Source organism: Cupriavidus sp. D384, from assembly GCF_001652915.1.
Taxonomy (GTDB): domain Bacteria; phylum Pseudomonadota; class Gammaproteobacteria; order Burkholderiales; family Burkholderiaceae; genus Cupriavidus.
In genome coordinates this window covers 41,489-60,060 of sequence record NZ_BBQI01000004.1, presented here as the reverse complement: position 1 = coordinate 60,060, position 18,572 = coordinate 41,489, and the positions used below count along the sequence as shown (strand labels likewise).

General features: G+C 63.2%; 20 protein-coding genes. 18 read left to right on the top strand and 2 right to left on the bottom strand.

Annotated features, from left to right (window positions below):
- The first annotated feature begins 46 nt into the window (after window positions 1-46).
- From A9J21_RS00995 to A9J21_RS00985, 3 genes are read left to right on the top strand one after another with little or no spacing between them, the layout of a single operon-like run.
- On the top strand, window positions 47-706 hold the full coding sequence (locus tag A9J21_RS00995) for an HAD-IA family hydrolase (protein WP_066731002.1): 660 nt from the start codon (window positions 47-49) through the stop codon (window positions 704-706).
- On the top strand, window positions 699-1,082 hold the full coding sequence (locus A9J21_RS00990) for a Rieske 2Fe-2S domain-containing protein (RefSeq protein WP_066731000.1): 384 nt from the start codon (window positions 699-701) through the stop codon (window positions 1,080-1,082). The genes A9J21_RS00995 and A9J21_RS00990 overlap by 8 nt, the downstream gene beginning before the upstream one ends.
- A 39-nt stretch (window positions 1,083-1,121) precedes the next feature.
- Window positions 1,122-2,288: a S49 family peptidase gene (locus A9J21_RS00985; RefSeq protein WP_066730998.1), complete on the top strand. Its 1,167-nt coding sequence runs from the start codon at window positions 1,122-1,124 to the stop codon at window positions 2,286-2,288.
- 87 nt (window positions 2,289-2,375) lie between these two features.
- Here A9J21_RS00985 and A9J21_RS00980 read toward each other — a convergent pair whose 3' ends face one another.
- On the bottom strand, window positions 2,376-3,107 hold the full coding sequence (locus tag A9J21_RS00980) for an SAM-dependent methyltransferase (RefSeq protein ID WP_066730997.1): 732 nt from the start codon (window positions 3,105-3,107) through the stop codon (window positions 2,376-2,378).
- A 3-nt stretch (window positions 3,108-3,110) separates the two neighbouring features.
- On the bottom strand, window positions 3,111-3,710 hold the full coding sequence (locus tag A9J21_RS00975) for a Maf-like protein (protein WP_066730995.1): 600 nt from the start codon (window positions 3,708-3,710) through the stop codon (window positions 3,111-3,113).
- Between the two features lie 156 nt (window positions 3,711-3,866).
- On the opposite strand from A9J21_RS00975, the gene A9J21_RS00970 reads away from it, so the two are divergent.
- The 15 genes from A9J21_RS00970 to A9J21_RS00900 all read left to right on the top strand — a co-directional run bounded on the left by A9J21_RS00970 (window position 3,867) and on the right by A9J21_RS00900 (window position 18,571).
- A complete protein-coding gene (locus A9J21_RS00970; RefSeq protein ID WP_066730993.1) occupies window positions 3,867-4,484 on the top strand; it encodes a DUF177 domain-containing protein in 618 nt (205 codons plus the stop codon).
- A 121-nt stretch (window positions 4,485-4,605) separates the two neighbouring features.
- Window positions 4,606-4,785, top strand: a complete 180-nt coding sequence (rpmF, locus tag A9J21_RS00965; protein WP_008644820.1) for a 50S ribosomal protein L32 — start codon at window positions 4,606-4,608, stop codon at window positions 4,783-4,785.
- Window positions 4,786-4,977: 192 nt separating this feature from the next.
- Entirely contained in the window at window positions 4,978-6,057 is a 1,080-nt protein-coding gene (gene plsX / locus A9J21_RS00960; RefSeq protein WP_066730991.1) for a phosphate acyltransferase PlsX, read from the top strand.
- 90 nt (window positions 6,058-6,147) lie between these two features.
- The gene (locus tag A9J21_RS00955; RefSeq protein ID WP_066730989.1) at window positions 6,148-7,128 is read left to right on the top strand and encodes a beta-ketoacyl-ACP synthase III; all 981 of its coding nucleotides are present in this window, start codon (window positions 6,148-6,150) and stop codon (window positions 7,126-7,128) included.
- A 75-nt stretch (window positions 7,129-7,203) separates the two neighbouring features.
- Window positions 7,204-8,139, top strand: coding sequence for an ACP S-malonyltransferase (gene fabD / locus A9J21_RS00950; protein WP_066730988.1), 936 nt, complete (start codon window positions 7,204-7,206; stop codon window positions 8,137-8,139).
- 20 nt (window positions 8,140-8,159) lie between these two features.
- Window positions 8,160-8,909, top strand: a complete 750-nt coding sequence (fabG, locus tag A9J21_RS00945) for a 3-oxoacyl-ACP reductase FabG (RefSeq protein WP_066730987.1) — start codon at window positions 8,160-8,162, stop codon at window positions 8,907-8,909.
- A gap of 170 nt (window positions 8,910-9,079) precedes the next feature.
- On the top strand, window positions 9,080-9,319 hold the full coding sequence (gene acpP / locus A9J21_RS00940; protein ID WP_008644813.1) for an acyl carrier protein: 240 nt from the start codon (window positions 9,080-9,082) through the stop codon (window positions 9,317-9,319).
- A 205-nt stretch (window positions 9,320-9,524) separates the two neighbouring features.
- Window positions 9,525-10,757, top strand: coding sequence for a beta-ketoacyl-ACP synthase II (gene fabF, locus A9J21_RS00935; RefSeq protein ID WP_066730985.1), 1,233 nt, complete (start codon window positions 9,525-9,527; stop codon window positions 10,755-10,757).
- Window positions 10,758-11,033: 276 nt separating this feature from the next.
- Entirely contained in the window at window positions 11,034-11,633 is a 600-nt protein-coding gene (gene rpoE, locus A9J21_RS00930) for an RNA polymerase sigma factor RpoE (protein ID WP_066730983.1), read from the top strand.
- A gap of 106 nt (window positions 11,634-11,739) precedes the next feature.
- Window positions 11,740-12,396: a sigma-E factor negative regulatory protein gene (locus A9J21_RS00925; RefSeq protein WP_082926162.1), complete on the top strand. Its 657-nt coding sequence runs from the start codon at window positions 11,740-11,742 to the stop codon at window positions 12,394-12,396.
- 8 nt (window positions 12,397-12,404) lie between these two features.
- Window positions 12,405-13,484, top strand: coding sequence for a MucB/RseB C-terminal domain-containing protein (locus A9J21_RS00920; RefSeq protein WP_066731058.1), 1,080 nt, complete (start codon window positions 12,405-12,407; stop codon window positions 13,482-13,484).
- 132 nt (window positions 13,485-13,616) lie between these two features.
- The gene (locus tag A9J21_RS00915; protein WP_066730979.1) at window positions 13,617-15,110 is read left to right on the top strand and encodes a DegQ family serine endoprotease; all 1,494 of its coding nucleotides are present in this window, start codon (window positions 13,617-13,619) and stop codon (window positions 15,108-15,110) included.
- Window positions 15,111-15,370: 260 nt separating this feature from the next.
- Window positions 15,371-17,164 carry a translation elongation factor 4 gene (gene lepA, locus A9J21_RS00910; RefSeq protein ID WP_066730977.1) on the top strand — a complete coding sequence of 598 codons (1,794 nt, stop codon included), beginning with the start codon at window positions 15,371-15,373 and terminating at the stop codon, window positions 17,162-17,164.
- Between the two features lie 63 nt (window positions 17,165-17,227).
- Window positions 17,228-18,127: a signal peptidase I gene (gene lepB / locus A9J21_RS00905; RefSeq protein WP_066730974.1), complete on the top strand. Its 900-nt coding sequence runs from the start codon at window positions 17,228-17,230 to the stop codon at window positions 18,125-18,127.
- 132 nt (window positions 18,128-18,259) lie between these two features.
- Window positions 18,260-18,571, top strand: coding sequence for a DUF4845 domain-containing protein (locus tag A9J21_RS00900; protein WP_231906770.1), 312 nt, complete (start codon window positions 18,260-18,262; stop codon window positions 18,569-18,571).
- Window position 18,572: the final 1 nt, after the last annotated feature.

Genomic DNA, 18,572 nt, shown 5'->3' with positions numbered 1-18,572 from the left:
CCGCAATCCATATCTGCAACACTTTCCGCATCGACCAAGGACCGCAATGGGCAGGCAGCGCTTCGACCTGATCGTCTTCGACTGGGATGGAACCCTGATGGATTCCACGCCCACCATCGCCAAATGCATTCAGCTGGCCAGCCGCGACCTGGGTTTGCCAGTGCCCGACGACAGCGCCGCCAGCCACGTGATCGGGCTGGGCCTGAAGGACGCGCTGTCCTACGCCGTGCCGACGCTCGATCCGGCCGACTACCCGCGTCTGGCCGAGCGCTATCGCTATCACTTCCTGACCCGCGACGCCGACCTGGTGCTGTTCCCCGGCGTGCGCGAGATGCTCGAAGCCCTGCACACCGAGCACTATTTCCTGGGCGTGGCGACTGGCAAGACCCGCGTGGGCCTGGAGCGTGCGCTCGCAAGCACTGGCCTGGGCAAGTTGTTCGATGCCACACGTTGCGCGGACGAGACATTCTCGAAGCCCCATCCGGCCATGCTGCATGAACTCACCCGTGAACTGGGTCAGGACATCGAGCGCACGGTCATGATTGGCGACACCACGCACGATCTGCAAATGGCGATCAACGCCGGGGCGCAGGGCCTGGGGGTGTGTTATGGCGCACATCCGGCGGATTCTTTGCGTGCCATGTCGCCGGTACATTGCGCCACGTCGATCGCCGATTTGCAGCAGTGGCTGCTTGACCATGCCTGATGAAAGCCTCACGGCACGCCGTCTCTGCTCGGCGGCTGACCTGGTCGATGGCGGTGCCGGCGTGCGTTTCACCGTCCGCATGGCTTCGCGCGATATTGGCGCGTTTGCGATCCGCTACGACGGCGTTGCGTACGGCTACCTGAACCAGTGCGCTCATGTGCCCATGGAGCTCGACTGGCAGGAGGGACAGTTTTTCGATAGTGCAGGCCTATACTTGATGTGTGCGACACATGGCGCGACCTACGCGCCAGACACCGGCCTGTGTGTCGGCGGCCCTTGCCGGGGCGCCGCGCTGGCCAAGCTCCGTATAGAGGAACGCGAAGGCGCTGTCTTCTGGCAGCCCGAAGCCCCTTTTTTTGCGCCCGACGCCAGCTGAGCGGAGCCGGGTCTTCGTTTGACGCTTGAGTCCATCTGCATGACAGAACAGCAAAAACCGCCATCATCCGAACAACCGGGTCAACCTGAGCAGCGCCTCGACGAGCACACCCCCGGCAGCGAGACGCTGGAATCGGCGCAGCATGCGGACTATCCGCTCGAACGCGAACTGAAGGCCGGCGACGATGCCGCACGGCGCGAGGCCGACGAACGCCGGGCGCGCATGGCCGGCCAGGCTGCCGCGCCGGTGGGCGGCGCCAGCGCCAGTGGCGGCTGGGAGCGCGATGTGCTGGAGAAGGTGCTATTGGCCAGCCTGCGCGAGCAACGCTCGGCCCGGCGCTGGAAAATCTTCTTCCGGCTGGTGATGCTGGGCATCCTGGCGCTGATCCTGTTTGCGGTCATCGATTTCAAGGGTGACAGCCTGACCAGCACCGCCGGTCGCCACACGGCCATGGTTACGCTGGAAGGCGAGATCGCCGCCGGCACGCCGGCCAGCGCCGAATCGATCAATGCATCGCTGCAGGCCGCGTTTGCCGACGCCACGGCAGCGGGCGTGATCCTGAAGATCAATTCGCCTGGCGGGTCGCCGGTGCAGGCCGGCATCATCAACGACGAGATCCATCGCCTGCGCAAGCTCTATCCGGACAAGCCGTTCTACGTGGTGGTGGAGGAAATCTGCGCGTCGGGCGGCTATTACGTGGCCGCGGCAGCCGACAAGATCTATGTCGACAAGGCCAGCATCGTCGGCTCGATCGGCGTGCTGATGGATGGTTTCGGCTTCACCGGCCTGATGGACAAGCTGGGCGTCCAGCGCCGGCTGTACACGTCGGGCGCCAACAAGGGCATGCTCGATCCGTTCTCGCCCGAGGTGCCGCGCCAGAAGGCGTTCGCGGAATCGATGCTCAAGCAGATCCACCAGCAGTTCATCGACGTGGTCAAGGAAGGCCGGGGCGACCGCCTCAAGAACGATCCGGACCTGTTCTCGGGCCTGTTCTGGTCAGGCGAGCGCGCGGTGGAACTGGGTCTGGCCGATGGCCTGGGCAGCGCCGACTACGTGGCGCGCGACCTGTTCAAGGCCGAAGATATCGTCGACTACACCGTCAAGGAGAATATTGCCGAGCGCGTCGCCAAGCGGTTTGGCGCGGCGATGGGTTCCGCGGCGATGAAGATGATGCTGATTAACGCGTCGGCGCCGGCTGTGCGCTGATGGATCTGGCGGTTTTCCGTCCTCTCCCGGCGGGGAGTGGACGGGATGATGCCAGTTGCCTGCTGGTTTACCAGTGGCGTCTGCCAGCTACTGCGCCAGTAGCGAGAAAATCGCCGGGCGCTTGTGCAGTTCCAGGCGATCCGGCCGCCAGGCCGAGATCGGCAGCGTGACGATGGTCTCCGATGGCAGTGTCAGGTCCACGGCGATCGACAGCAGCGTGGTGCCCGAACAATGCTGGCGCAACGCGTCGAGCAGCGCGCCGTTGCGATACGGTGTCTCGATCCACACCTGCGTTTGCTGTGCCTTGCGCGATCGCTGCTCCAGGTCGCGCAGCTTCTTCGCGCGTTCGTCTGCGTCCACCGGCAGGTAGCCATTGAACGCGAAGCTCTGGCCGTTCAGGCCCGATCCCATGACCGCCAGCAGGATCGAACTGGGGCCGACCAGCGGCCGCACCTTGATATTGCGCGAGTGGGCCAGCCGCACCAGATCGGCACCCGGATCGGCCACGGCCGGCACGCCCGCTTCGGAAAGCAGGCCGCCGTCACGCCCGGTGGCGATGGGGTCGAGCAGGGCGTCCAGCGCATCGGACTTCGTATTGACGTTCAGCTCGCGGATCTCGATTTGCTGGATGGCATGCGTCAGGGGCGCGGTCTCGCCAAGCTTCTTTAGAAAGGCGCGTGCCGTCTTGGCGTTCTCGGCCACCAGATAGTCAAGCCTTGCCGCAATCTGCTGCACACCGGCGGGAAGCACATCGATCACCGGATCGGACTCGTCGCGCTTGCCGAGCGTGTTGGGAATCAGGAAAAGCGTGCCAGCCATGGTTCAGGCTCCAAAGAACGGGTAGCCGGCCTGGCGCAGCATGCCGGTCAGCGCCACCAGCGGCAGGCCGATCAGGGCCGTGGGATCGTCCGATTCCACGCGCGACAGCAGGGCGATGCCAAGACCCTCAGCCTTGGCACTGCCGGCGCAGTCGTACGGCGTTTCGATGCGCAGATAGGCATCCAGCTCTGCATCGGTCAGATTGCGGAACGTGACCAGTGTCTTCACGTCAGCCAGTTGCGCCACGCCTGTACGGCTGTCGAGCAGGCACAGGGCCGAATGAAAGGTGACGGTTCGGCCACGCATCAGCTGCAGCTGCGCCAGCGCCTTGTCGTGGGTGCCGGGTTTGCCGATCTGCATGTCGTCGAGCGTGCAGACCTGGTCGGACCCGATCACCAGTGCGCCCGGGTGACGCGCCGCAATGGCTTCGGCCTTCAGGCGCGCCAGGCGCAGGGCCGTCGCGTCGGGGCGCTCGCCGGGCAGTGGCGTTTCGTCGATATCGGGCGTTGCCACCTCGAACGGGATCTGCAGGCGCGCCAGCAGTTCGCGGCGGTAAGGAGAGCTCGACCCGAGGATCAGGGCAGGGCGGGAGTCGGATGACATATATAGATAGCGCCTGAAAGCGGTGAGGAACGGTTTTCGGCTTGTATACTTTGACCGTTCCGGGAAATTCCACGTATAATCGCGCGTTTAGCTGCACAGGCACATGCGTTGCCTGCTACGTGTGGCAAACAAGGCATTTATTGCGATTCAGTCTGTATGAGTCAGCCGACCCAGCCAACGGCGTCCGCCGTGGCCTTCGATCTGCGTGAAACCGATCTCTTCGCCTTCTGCCGCAAAGGTGGCAATGTGGCGGGAGAGGTGCCGGTGCGCGATTTGCCGCGCATCTTAGCCGAGACGGCTGCCGATGCGCCAGCATCGGCCCAGGACGAGGCGTTCTCGTACACCCTGAGCGGCTTTGTCCGCGAAGAGGCGGCCGAGCCTGGCGCGGCCGTATCGCAACGCCTGTTTGTCGACGTGACGGTCAATGGCCGTGTCTGGCTCGATTGCCAGCGCTGCCTTGGGGTGTATCCCGAGCCGATCGCGACGGAAATGCGTTTTGAAGTGGTGGTCAGCGAAGCGGCTGCCGACGATGCGTCGATGGATGACGACGAACTCGACGTGATCGTGGGTTCGAAGAAATTTTCGGCGCTCGAACTGATTGAAGATGAAGTGCTGCTGGCATTGCCTGCGGCACCAAAGCATGAAGTCTGCCCGACGGTTCACGAGTCTCTCGTGACCGGCGCAGATGGCGAGGTGGAGCCCGAGGCGCCACCCGCGGAAGAAAAGCGGCCTTCGCCCTTCGCGGCGCTGGCCGGCCTGAAGACCAAGCACTGACGCCGCGCTGAGCGTGGCCGTGGCAGGTCTCACGGTAGCAGGTCAAGCATCCAGCCGGGCCCCGGCTACGCCTTGCGCAGGATGCGTGTGTTAATATCGCAAAATTCTCGAAGGAGTCATCATGGCTGTTCAACAGAACAAGAAGTCGCCGTCCAAGCGCGGCATGCATCGTTCGCACGACCATCTGTCGGTCGCCCCCCTGGCCGTTGAGCCGACCACGGGCGAAACCCACCTGCGCCACCATGTCAGCCCGAACGGCTACTACCGTGGTCGCAAGGTCATCAAGACCAAGAACGACTGACCAGGTCGTCTGGCGTGACCCTGTGTCTCGCTCGCGCACGTTGTCAGGTGTAAAACAGGAAAGCGGCAAGCTCGTTGCCGCTTTTTTGTTGGGCGCTCGGCGCCCGCACGGCAGCGTATCCGCGCGTCCGGCTGGTTGCGTCCCCGCGAACCGATGCGGCGGGTGCCGGCGCGCTTTCCGTATCAGGAAACAATGACGATCAAGCTCGCTATCGACTGCATGGGCGGTGATCACGGAGTCTCCGTGACGGTGCCGGCAGCGATCAGTTTTCTTTCCCGTCACGACGACGCCGAGATGATCCTCGTCGGCCTGCCCGACGCCATCGGCGCACAGCTGAAGAAGCTGCATGCAAGCGATCATCCGCGCGTGACCATCGTGCCCGCGACCGAAGTCATCACCATGGATGACCCGGTGGAAGTGGCGCTGCGCAAGAAGAAAGACTCTTCGATGCGCGTGGCCGTGACGCAAGTCAAGGAAGGCAAGGCTGGCGCCTGTATTTCCGCTGGCAATACCGGCGCGCTGATGGCGGTTTCACGCTATGTGCTGAAAACGCTCGAAGGCATCGAGCGGCCGGCCATCGCCACCACGATTCCCAACGAACAGGGCTGGGGCACCACGGTGCTCGACCTCGGCGCCAACGCCGATTGCGAGCCGGAGCACCTGCTGCAGTTCGCGCGCATGGCGGAGGCCATGGTCGCGGTGGTGGATCACAAGGACCACCCGACGGTGGGCCTGCTCAATATCGGCGAGGAAGTGATCAAGGGCAACGAGGTGGTCAAGGCCGCCGGCGAGCTGCTGCGCGCTTCCGAGCTCAACTTCTACGGCAACGTGGAAGGCAACGACATCTTCAAGGGCACGACCGATATCGTCGTCTGCGACGGCTTCGTCGGCAATGTGGCGCTCAAGAGCACCGAAGGCCTGGCGAAGATGATCGGCAGCATGATCAAGGAAGAGTTCACGCGCTCCTGGTTCACCAAGCTGCTCGCTGCCGTGGCGATGCCGGTGCTGTCGCGCCTGGCGCGGCGGCTGGATCCCGCCCGCTACAATGGCGCGTCGCTGCTGGGGCTGCGCGGGCTGGTGATCAAGAGCCACGGTTCCGCCGATGCCCATTCTTTTGAGTGGGCGATCAAACGCGGGTATGATGCGGCCAGAAATGGCGTCATCGAGCGCATTGCCAAGGCCTTTGCCAACAAGTCCGGTGCCGCTGGCGCCGCGACGGGCGGCCCGGAGACAGACACACCGGACCCACATTCCGATACCCGTGCCGCCTGAGGCCGCGCGCCCGTCACGGGCGGGTGGCCAGACGTTCCGCCCGATGGCCTGGCCCGGGCGGGCCGGTGAGCACCACGATCCGACATACTCATGACCAAGTACGCAAAAATCATCGGCACGGGGAGCTACCTGCCCCCGCGGCGCGTCACGAATCACGACCTCGCCGTGCAGCTTGCCGAAAAGGGTATCGAGACCAGCGACGAGTGGATCGTCTCGCGCAGCGGCATTTCGGCGCGCCACTGGGCCGAGGCCGACGTCACGTCGAGCGACCTGGCCGTCAAGGCCGCCGAGCAGGCGATTGCCGCCGCGGGCATCGACCGCCAGGACATCGACCTGATCATCGTCGCCACGTCGACCCCCGACTTCGTGTTTCCGAGCACCGCCTGCCTTGTGCAGCAGAAGCTCGGCATCACCAACAACTGCGCGGCGTTCGACTTGCAGGCGGTGTGCTCGGGCTTCGTCTATGCGATGGCGACGGCTGACAAGTTCATCCGCAGCGGCTCGCACAAGAACGTGCTCGTGATCGGGTCCGAAGTGTTCTCGCGCATCCTCGATTTCAACGACCGCACCACCTGCGTGCTGTTTGGCGATGGCGCGGGCGCCGTGGTGCTGAGCGCCTCGGACGAGCCGGGTATCCTGTCGTCGGCCATGCATTCGGACGGCAACCACGTGGACATCCTCTGCGTGCCGGGCAATGTGTCGGGCGGTGCCATCACCGGCAATGCCTTCCTGCACATGGACGGCCAGGCCGTGTTCAAGCTGGCCGTGACTGTGCTGGACAAGGTGGCGCGCGAGGCGATCGCGGCAGCTGAAATGCAGGCCGACGAGATCGACTGGCTGATTCCGCACCAGGCCAACATCCGCATCATGCAGGGCACGGCCAAGAAACTGGGCCTGCCGGCCGAGCGCATGGTGGCCACGGTGCACGAGCATGGCAACACGTCTGCCGCATCGATTCCGCTGGCGCTGGACGTCGCCGTGCGCGATGGCCGCATCAAGCCGGGCCAGACCGTGCTGATGGAAGGCGTCGGCGGCGGCTTCACCTGGGGTGCGGTGCTGCTGCGCATGTAATATGCGGCCGGTGCGCGCGCCAGAGCGTGCTGCACCGTTCGAAACGAAACGTTGTATAGCTAGACTGGATTTCCGATGAAATTCGCATTCGTTTTTCCCGGACAGGGTTCGCAGTCGGTTGGCATGCTGAACGCGTTTGCCGACAACCCCGTCGTGCGTGCCACGCTCGAGGAAGCCTCGACGGCGCTGGGCCAGGACATCGGCAAGCTGATCGCCGAAGGCCCTGCGGAAGACCTGAACCTGACGACCAACACGCAACCCGTGATGCTGACGGCTGCGGTTGCCGTGTACCGTGCCTGGCTCGATGCCGGCGGTCCGGCCCCGGCCCTGGTCGCCGGCCACAGCCTTGGCGAATATTCGGCGCTGGTGGCCGCGGGCGTGATCCCGTTCGCCGACGCCGTGCCGCTGGTGCGTTTCCGCGCCCAGGCCATGCAGGAAGCCGTGCCGGTGGGCGAGGGCGGCATGGCCGCCATCCTCGGCCTGTCCGATGACGACGTGCGCGCCGCGTGCGCCGAAGCCGCGGCGGCCGGTGCCGGCGTGGTGGAGGCCGTAAACTTCAACGCCCCGGCACAGGTCGTGATCGCCGGCCACAAGGGCGCCGTGGAAAAGGCCTGCGAAATCGCCAAGGCCAAGGGCGCCAAGCGCGCGCTGCCGCTGCCGGTCTCGGCGCCGTTCCACTCGTCGCTGCTCAAGCCCGCATCGGATCGCCTGCGCGAACGCATGGCTGGCCTGGCGTTCGCCGCCCCGGCCATTCCGCTGGTGAACAACGTCGATGTGGCTATCGTCAACGATCCGGCGCAGATCAAGGACGCGCTGGTGCGCCAGGCCGCAGCGCCGGTGCGCTGGGTCGAGTGCGTGCAGAAGATGGCTGCCGAAGGCATCACGCATGTGATCGAATGCGGCCCGGGCAAAGTTCTGGCCGGCATGACCAAGCGCATCGACGGCAACCTCGTTGGTGGTGCAATCTTTGATCCGGCATCGCTGCAGGAAACGCTGGCACTGCTGAAATAAGACCAAGGAACGAACGCAACATGAGCAAGACTCTGGAAAATCAGGTCGCGCTGGTAACGGGCGCCTCGCGCGGCATCGGCCGGGCGATCGCGCTGGAACTCGCACGCCAGGGCGCTACCGTGATCGGTACGGCCACGAGCGAATCGGGCGCGGCCGGCATCAGCGAATACCTGTCGGCCGAAGGGCTGAAGGGCAATGGCGTGGTGCTGAACGTGAACGACGCCGCGCGCTGCGACGCCGTGATCGACGAGATCGTGAAGACGCACGGTGGCCTGGCAGTGCTGGTGAACAATGCCGGCATCACGCAGGACCAGCTGGCCATGCGCATGAAGGACGACGACTGGACGGCCGTCATCGACACGAACCTGACGGCGGTGTTCCGCCTGGCGCGGGCCGTGCTGCGCCCGATGATGAAGGCCCGCGGTGGCCGCATCATCAACATCACGTCGGTGGTGGGTTCGACGGGCAATCCGGGTCAGATGAACTACGCGGCCGCCAAGGCCGGCGTGGAAGGCATGACCCGTGCACTGGCCGCCGAGATCGGCAGCCGCAACGTGACGGTGAATTGCGTGGCACCGGGCTTCATCGATACGGATATGACGAAGGTGCTGTCGGAAGAGCAGCATGCTGCTCTCAAGACGCGCATCCCTCTGGGCCGTTTGGGCCAGCCGGAAGACATCGCGAATGCGGTGGCTTTCCTGGCCGGTCCGCAAGCCGCCTACATCACGGGCACTACGCTGCACGTGAACGGCGGCATGTACATGAACTGAGGATTTGAACCGGCTTCGGTTTCGAGGGAGAAGCCGAAAGAAGCCGGTTGAAGCAGTAGTTTTTGAAACCAATCGGGCGCGAATCTTGCAAAGGTTGGCAGGCGGATTTTTTGTGGTCCAAACCTGCTAAAATGCGCCCACTTTTTGTCGAACATTCCCTGGAGGGTTACATGGACAATATCGAACAACGCGTCAAGAAAATCGTGGCTGAACAGCTTGGCGTGGCCGAGGCAGACATCAAGAACGAATCGTCGTTCGTGAATGATCTCGGTGCGGACTCGCTGGACACGGTTGAACTCGTGATGGCGTTGGAAGATGAATTCGGCATGGAAATTCCGGATGAGGAAGCCGAAAAGATCACGACCGTGCAACAAGCCATCGACTACGCCACCGCGCACGTCAAGGCCTAAGCCGTCGTCATCATATTCCGAGCCACAGAAGGCGCATGGACGGGGCCGTCACGGTCCTGTCATGCCGTTTTCTGTGGCTTTCGTCTGTTCGAAGAAGCTGAACCGGATCGATCCCAAGCAATGTGCCCATGCCATGATTTGTCGGCAGGCGCGGCGGGATCCTGAAGTCATCCGTTTCCACTTCACGCACTCGTAGGAAAATATAGTGAGCCGTCGTCGCGTCGTCGTCACTGGGCTTGGCCTTGTGTCTCCGGTCGGAAACACGGTTGCCGAAGGCTGGGCCAACCTGGTTGCCGGCAAGTCCGGCATCGCCACCATTACCAAATTCGATCACTCCGCCCTGGCTGTGCATTTCGCCGGCGAAGTGAAGGGCTTCAACGCCGAGGACTACATCCCGGCCAAGGAAGCCCGCAACATGGATACCTTTATCCATTTCGGCATCGCCGCCGGTACCCAGGCGCTGAAGGACAGCGGCCTGGAGATCACCGAGGCCAATGCCGAACGCGTAGGCGTGCTTGTCGGTTCCGGCATCGGCGGACTGCCGATGATCGAAGACACGCAGATGACGCTGGCCAACCGTGGCCCGCGCCGCATCTCGCCGTTCTTCGTGCCCGGCTCGATCATCAACATGATCTCGGGTCACCTGTCGATCATCCACGGCCTGAAGGGTCCGAACCTGGCCGCCGTGACGGCCTGCACGACCGGCCTGCACAGCATCGGCCTGGCCGCCCGCCTGATCCAGGCTGGCGACGCCGATGTGATGGTGGCCGGCGGCGCCGAATCGACGGTCTCGCCGCTGGGTATCGGCGGTTTTGCCGCCGCCCGTGCACTGTCGACCCGCAACGAGGACCCGGCCGCCGCTTCGCGTCCGTGGGACAAGGATCGTGACGGTTTCGTGCTGGGCGAAGGCGCCGGCGTGATGGTGCTGGAAGAGTACGAGTCGGCCAAGGCGCGCGGTGCGCGTATCTACGCCGAACTGGTGGGCTTCGGCATGAGCGGCGACGCTTACCACATGACCGCGCCGAGCACCGATGGTCCGCGCCGCTGCATGGTCGCGGCGCTCAAGGACGCTGGTGTGAACCCGGACGAGGTCAACTACCTCAATGCCCATGGCACGTCGACGCCGCTTGGCGACAAGAACGAGTCGGATGCCATCAAGCTGGCCTTGGGCGACGCCGCCTACAAGGTTGCCGTCAACTCGACCAAGTCGATGACCGGCCATTTGCTGGGTGGTGCGGGCGGGCTGGAGTCAGTCTTCACCGTGCTGGCGATCCACAACCAGGTATCGCCGCCGACCATCAACATCTTCAACCAGGATCCCGAGTGCGACCTGGACTACGTGGCCAACACGGCGCGTGAAATGAAGATCGACGTGGCTGTGAAGAACAACTTCGGCTTCGGTGGTACCAACGGCACGCTGGTTTTCCGCCGTTTCTGAGCGGTGTGGCGCGCCCGTCCGTGGCGCGTCGACGGGACCCTGCCGGCAGCAGGGGCGGGTCCCGGCTTCTTCTTCGTATTTCCCCTGATCGTCCCGCCGCAGTGCCGCCGGGTTGCACGCAGGTGCAACCGGAGCCAGCCGGTGAAGGAACCAAATTGCGTAGCCACGGTCACAGAATGCGCTTTGCGACACCCGAAGGCGCGCGGATCGTAGGTAAAATACAACGCTTGTCGTGACGACAAAACCAAGAGATACACTGCAGCAGGTGAACCATTCGTGAGCGAACGCGAAGCCGATCAGCTTCTAGTTGAACGCGTCCAGCAGGGCGACAAGAAGGCCTTTGAACTGTTGGTGGTCAAGTACCACCGCAAGATCATTCGCCTGATCTCGCGCCTTGTCCGTGACCCCGCAGAAGTGGAGGATGTGGCGCAGGATGCCTTTATCAAGGCATACCGTGCCTTGCCCCAGTTCCGGGGGGAGTCCGCCTTCTACACCTGGCTGTATCGGATCGCGGTGAACACCGCCAAGAACTACCTGGCAACCCAGGGGCGCCGTCCGGAAGCAAACAGCGATATCGATGCTGAAGAGGCTGAAACTTTTGCGGACGGTGAGCAACTAAGGGATATCAATACGCCGGAGTCCATGCTTCACACGCGTCAGGTTGCCGATACGGTGAACCGCGCCATGGAAGCACTGCCGGAAGAGTTACGCACCGCCATCACGCTGCGCGAGATCGAAGGCCTCAGCTATGAGGAGATCGCGGAGGCGATGGGGTGTCCGATCGGTACGGTGCGCTCGCGGATTTTCCGGGCGCGCGAAGCGATCGCAGAGAAATTGCGGCCCCTGCTGGGAACGGCAGAGGGCAAGCGATGGTAAGTGAGAATGTCGTGCAGCCAGCGTTGCAGCCTATTCCTGCATCGATAAACGACAAGCGGTAGTGACGGGATTTATCGGTGTTCAATGGAATTTCTTGGGGTTGGAAATGGGTCAGGCTCATAAGCAGTCGGTTCATGTAATGGAAGCAGCGGAGCAGATCTCGATCCTGATGGATGGGGAACTGCAGGCGCACGAAATCGACGCGGCACTCGATATCGCCAAAGGCGATGCCGGAATGGCCGAATGGTCGATGTATCAACTGATCGGTGACACGTTGCGTTCGGAAGAACTGACGCACGCGGGGTCAACCACGGATTTTCTTTCCCGTTTCTCCGCGCAACTCGAGTCCGAGCCGCACGTGCTTGTGCCAGCCGTGGCCGCCGCGGGCCGGCAGCGCCTGCTGGTGCGCCCGTCGTGGGTGCGCCGCGTCATGCCCGGAACCGCGATTGCCGCCGCCGTTGCGGCTGTCAGCTGGGTGGTCGTGCCGCAGATGCGTGGGCCGGGCGACACCGGTGCGCCGGATGCCATCGTGGCGCGCATGGAACAGCAGCCGGGCGGCGCCATGAAGGCGGGTGCCTCGGTCGCGCCGGCCGCTGGCGGGATCGTCACGGTTTCTGCCGACAACGCGCAGATGATCCGCGATCCACGTCTCGACGAGTACCTGCGTGCGCACCGCACGTCTGTGGCAACGGACGCCTTTGTGCCGACCATGCGTACCGTGGCCAATGGTGCCAATTTCTCCCAGGATAATTCGCAGGAATAATGCCGGACATGCATAAAGGACGGTCGCCCGCCGATGTCGCGGGCGTACACGGAAAGAAGGGCCTGCGCAGGTCCTTTTTTCTGGCCTTGTGTCTGACCGCTGCCGCAGCCACCGCGCAGCCGTCTGACAGCGCGCTGAGTCGACGCGATGCCACAGCGTGGCTCAACAAGATCCACCGCGCCGCGCAGCGCGAAAACTACGTCGGCACGCTGATCTACCAGCGCGGCAGCGTCATGCATGCCTCGCGGATCCAGCACTACAGCGACCTCGTCAACAACGAATACGAACGGCTGGAAACGCTCGACGGCAAGCCGCGCGAGGTACTGCGGCAAAACGACGTGGTGCACAGCCTGATCCCCGAAGCGAAGCTCGTCGTGATCGAGAAGCAGGAGGCAAAGGACCGCTTCCCCGCGCTGCTCGCGACCAACAAGAGCGACGTGCTGGATCTGTACGACATGCGCAAGCTGCCCGCCGAACGCGTGGCGGGCGTTGAGTGCGAAGTCTTCGCGCTGGAGCCACACGATGTCGCGCGCTATGCGGTGCGCCTGTGGGCGGACAAGAATTCTGGCCTGCTGATGCGCGCTCAGACGATTGGCGAGGGCGGCAAGGTGCTCGAACAGGTGGCGTTTTCGCAGGTCGACATCGGCGTGCCGTCCGACAAGCAGCGCATCCTGAACGCGATCAAGGGTGCAAGCTCGTGGAATCACTACGAGGTTAGCTACCAGCCGGCCAATATCGCCGACGAGGGGTGGACGATCAACGCCCCGATCAAGGGTTTCCAGAAGATCCGCGAGGTGCGTCGCCCGCTGGGCGAGTTGCGCGCGCCGACGCAGGGTGCCAAGCCCGCGGGTGTCTTCGAGGTACTGCAGATCGTCTATAGCGACGGACTGACCGGACTTTCGGTGTTTATCGAGCCGGTGTCCGAACAACGCGCCCGCCGCGAAGGCGTGGCTTCACTGGGCGCCACCCAGGTGGTGGTGCGACGGGTGTCCGACTATTGGATTACCGTGGTCGGCGAGGTGCCTGCCGCAACCGTGAAGCAGTTCGCCGCCGGCGTGGAGTACCGCCCGCCCAAGGCGTTACACTGAGCGAATCTTGGCGTGGCGGCGACGGGGCAGCGAATCCCTCGCCGGACCACCAGGCAGTGCGCTTCGCAGGCGCCCCGGCCTTGGCCTGCCGCGAAGCATCCGTTTCTCGCTGATTCTCCCGGGAGTTCGTCGATGATTTCCAGATCCCCCGCCCTGGCGCGGGCCATGGTCATGGTGGCCATGCTCGTGCTCGGTCCGGCCGTTTCCGAACTGGGCCACGCCCAGGCGGCGGCCTCGAATTACAACCTGCCCGACTTCACGGACCTCGTCGAGAAGGCCAGTCCGGCCGTGGTAAATATCCGTACCACCGAGCGGGTCCGGTCGCGTGGCGGCAATTCGCCCGACGACGATGAAATGGCGGAGTTTTTCCGCCGGTTCTTTGGCGTGCCGATGCCTGGGCAGCCTACACCGCCGCGTCGTGGGCAACCGCAGACGCCGCCCCAGGGCGAGGAGCAGAGCCGTGGCGTGGGGTCGGGCTTCATCATCAGCCAGGATGGCTACGTGATGACCAACGCTCATGTCGTGGCCGATGCCGAGACCATCTATGTGACGCTGCCGGACAAGCGCGAGTTCAAGGCCAAGCTGATTGGCTCGGACAAGCGCACCGACGTGGCGCTGCTCAAGATCGAGGCGACCGGCCTGCCGCGCCTGGCGCTGGGCGATTCGGACAAGATTCGTCCTGGCGAATGGGTGTTGGCGATCGGCTCGCCGTTCGGCCTGGATAACAGTGTGACCGCTGGCATCGTATCGGCCAAGGGGCGTGATACGGGCGACTATCTGCCGTTCATCCAGACCGATGTGGCGGTGAACCCCGGCAACTCCGGCGGCCCGCTGATCAACCTGCGCGGCGAAGTCATCGGCATCAACTCGCAGATCTACAGCCGCAGCGGCGGGTACATGGGCATTTCGTTCGCGATTCCGATCGACGAGGCGATGCGTGTGTCGGAGCAGCTCAAGGCAAATGGCAAGGTCACGCGCGGCCGTATTGCCGTGGCGATCAGCGACGTTTCCAAGGAAGCGGCCGATTCGCTCGGTCTGGGTCGTGCCCGCGGCGCACTCGTGGGCAGCGTCGAGCCGGGTGGCCCGGCCGAAAAGGCGGGCATCGAGGCTGGCGACATCATCCTGAAGTTCAATGGGCGCGATATCGAGAAGGCTTCCGACCTGCCGCGCATGGTGGGCGATACCAAGCCGGGTACGCGGGTACCGCTGCAGGTGTGGCGCAAGGGCCAGACGCGCGAGGTGCAAATTACCGTGACGGAGCTGGAGCCCGACAATGCCAAGGTTGCGGCGCGCAAGGGAGACCGGAAGGGCAGCGGCGGCGGAGAAGAGCAGCCGACAGCCAAGCCAAATGCGCTGGGTCTCATCGTGAACGACATCCCGGAAGCGCGCCTGCGTGAACTCAAGGTCAAGTCCGGCGTGGAAGTGGATACGGCGGACGGTCCTGCGGCACGTGCCGGCATCCGCCCGGGCGACATCATCCTGCGCGTGGGCGATACGGATGTGACGGGTGCGCGTCAGTTCAACGATCTGGTCAAGTCGCTGGACAAGAGCCGGATGGCCGCGGTGTTCGTGCGGCGTGGCGATGCGACCCAGGTGCTGACCCTGCGTCCGAGCCAGAGCCGCTAGGGCATGGCGCGGCCGTTCCGGCCGCCAGAAGGTCGACTGATCGCGCCGGATGCCCTCCGGCGCGATCGTTTTTTGGCAAGGTGCGGCAAGCGCCATGCCAAAGGGCCCGGATTCCCGGTGCGCAAAGGCATTTCGCGCGACGGAAGTCCTTGAAAATCCGGTAAAATCGCGGATTGGCGCAAAACCGTGCGCCCCACTTTTTGCCGCGCCCGCGCCATCCCTGGCTTGCCGGGCCGCGCTGGCGTTTTCCAGATCACTAGATGGACCATATTCGTAATTTCTCGATCATTGCCCACATCGACCACGGCAAATCCACCCTGGCCGACCGGATCATTCAGCGCTGCGGCGGGCTGTCGGATCGGGAAATGGAAGCGCAGGTGCTCGATTCGATGGACATCGAGAAAGAGCGCGGCATCACCATCAAGGCCCAGACCGCGGCACTGAGCTACAAGGCGCGTGACGGCAAGGTCTACAACCTGAACCTGATCGACACCCCGGGGCACGTGGACTTCAGCTATGAAGTCAGCCGGTCGCTGTCGGCCTGCGAAGGCGCGCTGCTGGTGGTGGATGCGTCGCAGGGCGTGGAAGCCCAGACCGTGGCCAACTGCTACACCGCGATCGAACTGGGCGTGGAAGTGGTGCCGGTGCTCAACAAGATCGACCTGCCGCAGGCCGATCCGGACAACGCCAAGCAGGAAATCGAGGACGTCATCGGCATCGACGCCAGCGACGCCACGCCGTGCTCGGCCAAGACCGGCCAGGGCGTGGAAGACGTCATCGAGGCGCTGATCGCCAAGGTGCCGCCGCCCAAGGGCGAAACCGACGCGCCACTGCAGGCATTGATCATCGACTCGTGGTTTGACAACTACGTTGGCGTGGTGATGCTGGTGCGCGTGGTCAACGGTACGTTGCGCCCCAAGGACAAGGTGCTGCTGATGGCCACGGGCTCGCAGCACCTGGTGGAACAGGTGGGTGTGTTCTCGCCGAAGTCGATCCCGCGCGACGCGCTGACCGCCGGCGAGGTGGGCTTCGTGATCGCCGGCATCAAGGAACTGAAGGCGGCCAAGGTGGGTGACACGATCACCACGGTCGCAAAGCGCGCCCCCGAACCGCTGCCCGGCTTCAAGGAAGTCAAGCCGCAGGTGTTTGCCGGCCTGTATCCGGTGGAAGCGAACCAGTACGAAGCGCTGCGCGAATCGCTGGAAAAGCTGCGCCTGAACGACGCATCGCTGCAATTTGAACCTGAAGTCTCGCAGGCGCTGGGCTTTGGCTTCCGCTGCGGCTTCCTGGGCCTGCTGCACATGGAAATCGTGCAGGAGCGTCTGGAGCGCGAATTCGACATGGACCTGATCACGACCGCGCCTACGGTGGTCTATCAGGTTCAGCAGCGCGATGGCACGATGGTTACCGTCGAGAACCCGGCCAAGATGCCCGATCCGAGCAAGATCGAGGCAATCCTGGAGCCGATCGTCACGGTGAACCTGTATATGCCCCAGGATTATGTGGGCTCGGTGATCACGCTGTGCACGCAGAAGCGCGGCTCGCAGATCAACATGAGCTATCACGGCAAGCAGGTGCAGCTCACCTATGAAATCCCGATGGCGGAAATCGTCATGGATTTCTTTGATCGCCTGAAGTCGGTGTCGCGCGGTTACGCGTCGATGGATTACGAGTTCAAGGAATATCGCCCGTCGGACGTGGTCAAGGTGGATATCCTGATCAACGGCGACAAGGTGGATGCGCTGTCGGTGATCGTTCACCGCTCGAACTCCCAATATCGCGGGCGCGAGGTGGCCGCCAAGATGCGCGAGATCATTCCGCGCCAGATGTACGACGTGGCCATTCAGGCGGCCATCGGCGCGAATATCATTGCCCGCGAAAACGTCAAGGCGCTGCGCAAGAACGTGCTTGCCAAGTGCTACGGCGGTGATATTTCGCGAAAGAAGAAACTGCTGGAAAAGCAGAAGGCCGGCAAGAAGCGCATGAAGCAGGTGGGCACCGTGGAAATCCCGCAGGAAGCATTCCTGGCGATTCTGCAGGTGGACGAAAAGTAAACGCTTGCGCCCCGCCGATAACAAGCTGGCGATACCAACAAATCGACATCACTCCAAGCCGTCATGAATTTCGCACTGATCCTTTTTGTGCTGGTGGTCATTACGGGCATTGCCTGGGTCGCGGACAAGCTCGTATTCGAGCGTCATCGCCGCAGCGTGACACAACTGGCGCTGGCTGAATTCGATGCCCAGCGCCAGCACGTGCAGGCCGTGCAGGCCGGCACGGAGCTGGACCGCTCGCGTGCGAAGCTGGCGGAAGAAAAAATGCGTCAGCCGTGGTGGCTCGAGTATTCGGCGAGTTTCTTCCCGGTCATCCTGGCGGTTTTCGTGCTGCGGTCGTTTGTGGTGGAGCCGTTCAAGATCCCGTCCGGGTCGATGATCCCCACGCTGCTGATCGGCGACTTCATCCTGGTGAACAAGTACGACTACGGTATTCGCCTGCCGGTGGTGAACAAGAAAATCATGGACGTGGGCGAGCCGCAACGCGGCGATGTCATGGTGTTCCGCTACCCGAAGGACGAGTCGCTGGACTACATCAAGCGCGTGATCGGTGTGCCGGGCGACGTGGTGCGTTACGAAAACAAGAAGCTGACCATCAACGGCAAGCCGGCCGAATACAGTGCGCTGCCCGACTACCTGGACGAGGAACGTCTGGCATATTCGAAGCATTTCACTGAAAAGCTGCCGGGCGGCCCCGAACATGGCATCCTGAATGACACGGACCGGCCGGCATTTGTGGCGGGCGCCGATCCGGATTTTCCGTTCCGCGAGAACTGCACTTACAATCAGCAGGGACTGACGTGTAAAGTGCCGGAAGGTCACTATTTCGTCATGGGGGATAACCGTGACAACAGCCTGGATTCCCGATACTGGGGCTTCGTACCCGACAAGAATATCGTCGGCAAGGCCTTCATGATCTGGATGAATCTGGGCAATTTCGGGCGCGTAGGGTCGTTCAAATAAGCCGTTTCAGGCACTACGCAGCGCAAAACACTCAATATAGAGGGCAGCGCGATGGGTCAGAAGTCTTTGGGTAGCAGGGGGAAAGTCCGTGTATTTGTGATTAATAAATCACGCGGATTTTCGTTGGGATCGATGCTGGTGGTCATCATGCTGGTGTTGGCAGTGGCTTTGCCGGCATTGAAGTCGATTCCCAGCATGCTGGAATATTTCTCGGTCAAGCGGGCGGTAACCTACGCGCGCGACACTTCGAATAACCGCAAGGAAGTTGCGGCCAATTTCGACAAGCAGGCCTTGATCGACAATATCGGTTCGATCCGGGGCGAGGATCTGGACGTGAACGAGGACGAGAGCGGGCGCATTCGCACGATCGGCTTCGAATACCGGACCGAAGTCAGGATCTATGGTCCGTTGAGTTTTTTGATTACCTATTCGGGAACGCAGTAAA

Bases quoted from the DNA above. Each gene is read 5' to 3' on its own strand.
- A9J21_RS00995 (WP_066731002.1), top strand. From the start codon at position 47: ATGGGCAGGCAGCGCTTCGACCTGATCGTCTTCGACTGGGATGGAACC.
- A9J21_RS00990 (WP_066731000.1), top strand. From the start codon at position 699: ATGCCTGATGAAAGCCTCACGGCACGCCGTCTCTGCTCGGCGGCTGAC.
- A9J21_RS00985 (WP_066730998.1), top strand. From the start codon at position 1,122: ATGACAGAACAGCAAAAACCGCCATCATCCGAACAACCGGGTCAACCT.
- A9J21_RS00980 (WP_066730997.1), bottom strand. From the start codon at position 3,107: ATGGCTGGCACGCTTTTCCTGATTCCCAACACGCTCGGCAAGCGCGAC.
- A9J21_RS00975 (WP_066730995.1), bottom strand. From the start codon at position 3,710: ATGTCATCCGACTCCCGCCCTGCCCTGATCCTCGGGTCGAGCTCTCCT.
- A9J21_RS00970 (WP_066730993.1), top strand. From the start codon at position 3,867: ATGAGTCAGCCGACCCAGCCAACGGCGTCCGCCGTGGCCTTCGATCTG.
- rpmF (WP_008644820.1), top strand. From the start codon at position 4,606: ATGGCTGTTCAACAGAACAAGAAGTCGCCGTCCAAGCGCGGCATGCAT.
- plsX (WP_066730991.1), top strand. From the start codon at position 4,978: ATGACGATCAAGCTCGCTATCGACTGCATGGGCGGTGATCACGGAGTC.
- A9J21_RS00955 (WP_066730989.1), top strand. From the start codon at position 6,148: ATGACCAAGTACGCAAAAATCATCGGCACGGGGAGCTACCTGCCCCCG.
- fabD (WP_066730988.1), top strand. From the start codon at position 7,204: ATGAAATTCGCATTCGTTTTTCCCGGACAGGGTTCGCAGTCGGTTGGC.
- fabG (WP_066730987.1), top strand. From the start codon at position 8,160: ATGAGCAAGACTCTGGAAAATCAGGTCGCGCTGGTAACGGGCGCCTCG.
- acpP (WP_008644813.1), top strand. From the start codon at position 9,080: ATGGACAATATCGAACAACGCGTCAAGAAAATCGTGGCTGAACAGCTT.
- A9J21_RS00925 (WP_082926162.1), top strand. From the start codon at position 11,740: ATGGGTCAGGCTCATAAGCAGTCGGTTCATGTAATGGAAGCAGCGGAG.
- A9J21_RS00920 (WP_066731058.1), top strand. From the start codon at position 12,405: ATGCATAAAGGACGGTCGCCCGCCGATGTCGCGGGCGTACACGGAAAG.
- A9J21_RS00915 (WP_066730979.1), top strand. From the start codon at position 13,617: ATGATTTCCAGATCCCCCGCCCTGGCGCGGGCCATGGTCATGGTGGCC.
- lepA (WP_066730977.1), top strand. From the start codon at position 15,371: ATGGACCATATTCGTAATTTCTCGATCATTGCCCACATCGACCACGGC.
- lepB (WP_066730974.1), top strand. From the start codon at position 17,228: ATGAATTTCGCACTGATCCTTTTTGTGCTGGTGGTCATTACGGGCATT.
- A9J21_RS00900 (WP_231906770.1), top strand. From the start codon at position 18,260: ATGCTGGTGGTCATCATGCTGGTGTTGGCAGTGGCTTTGCCGGCATTG.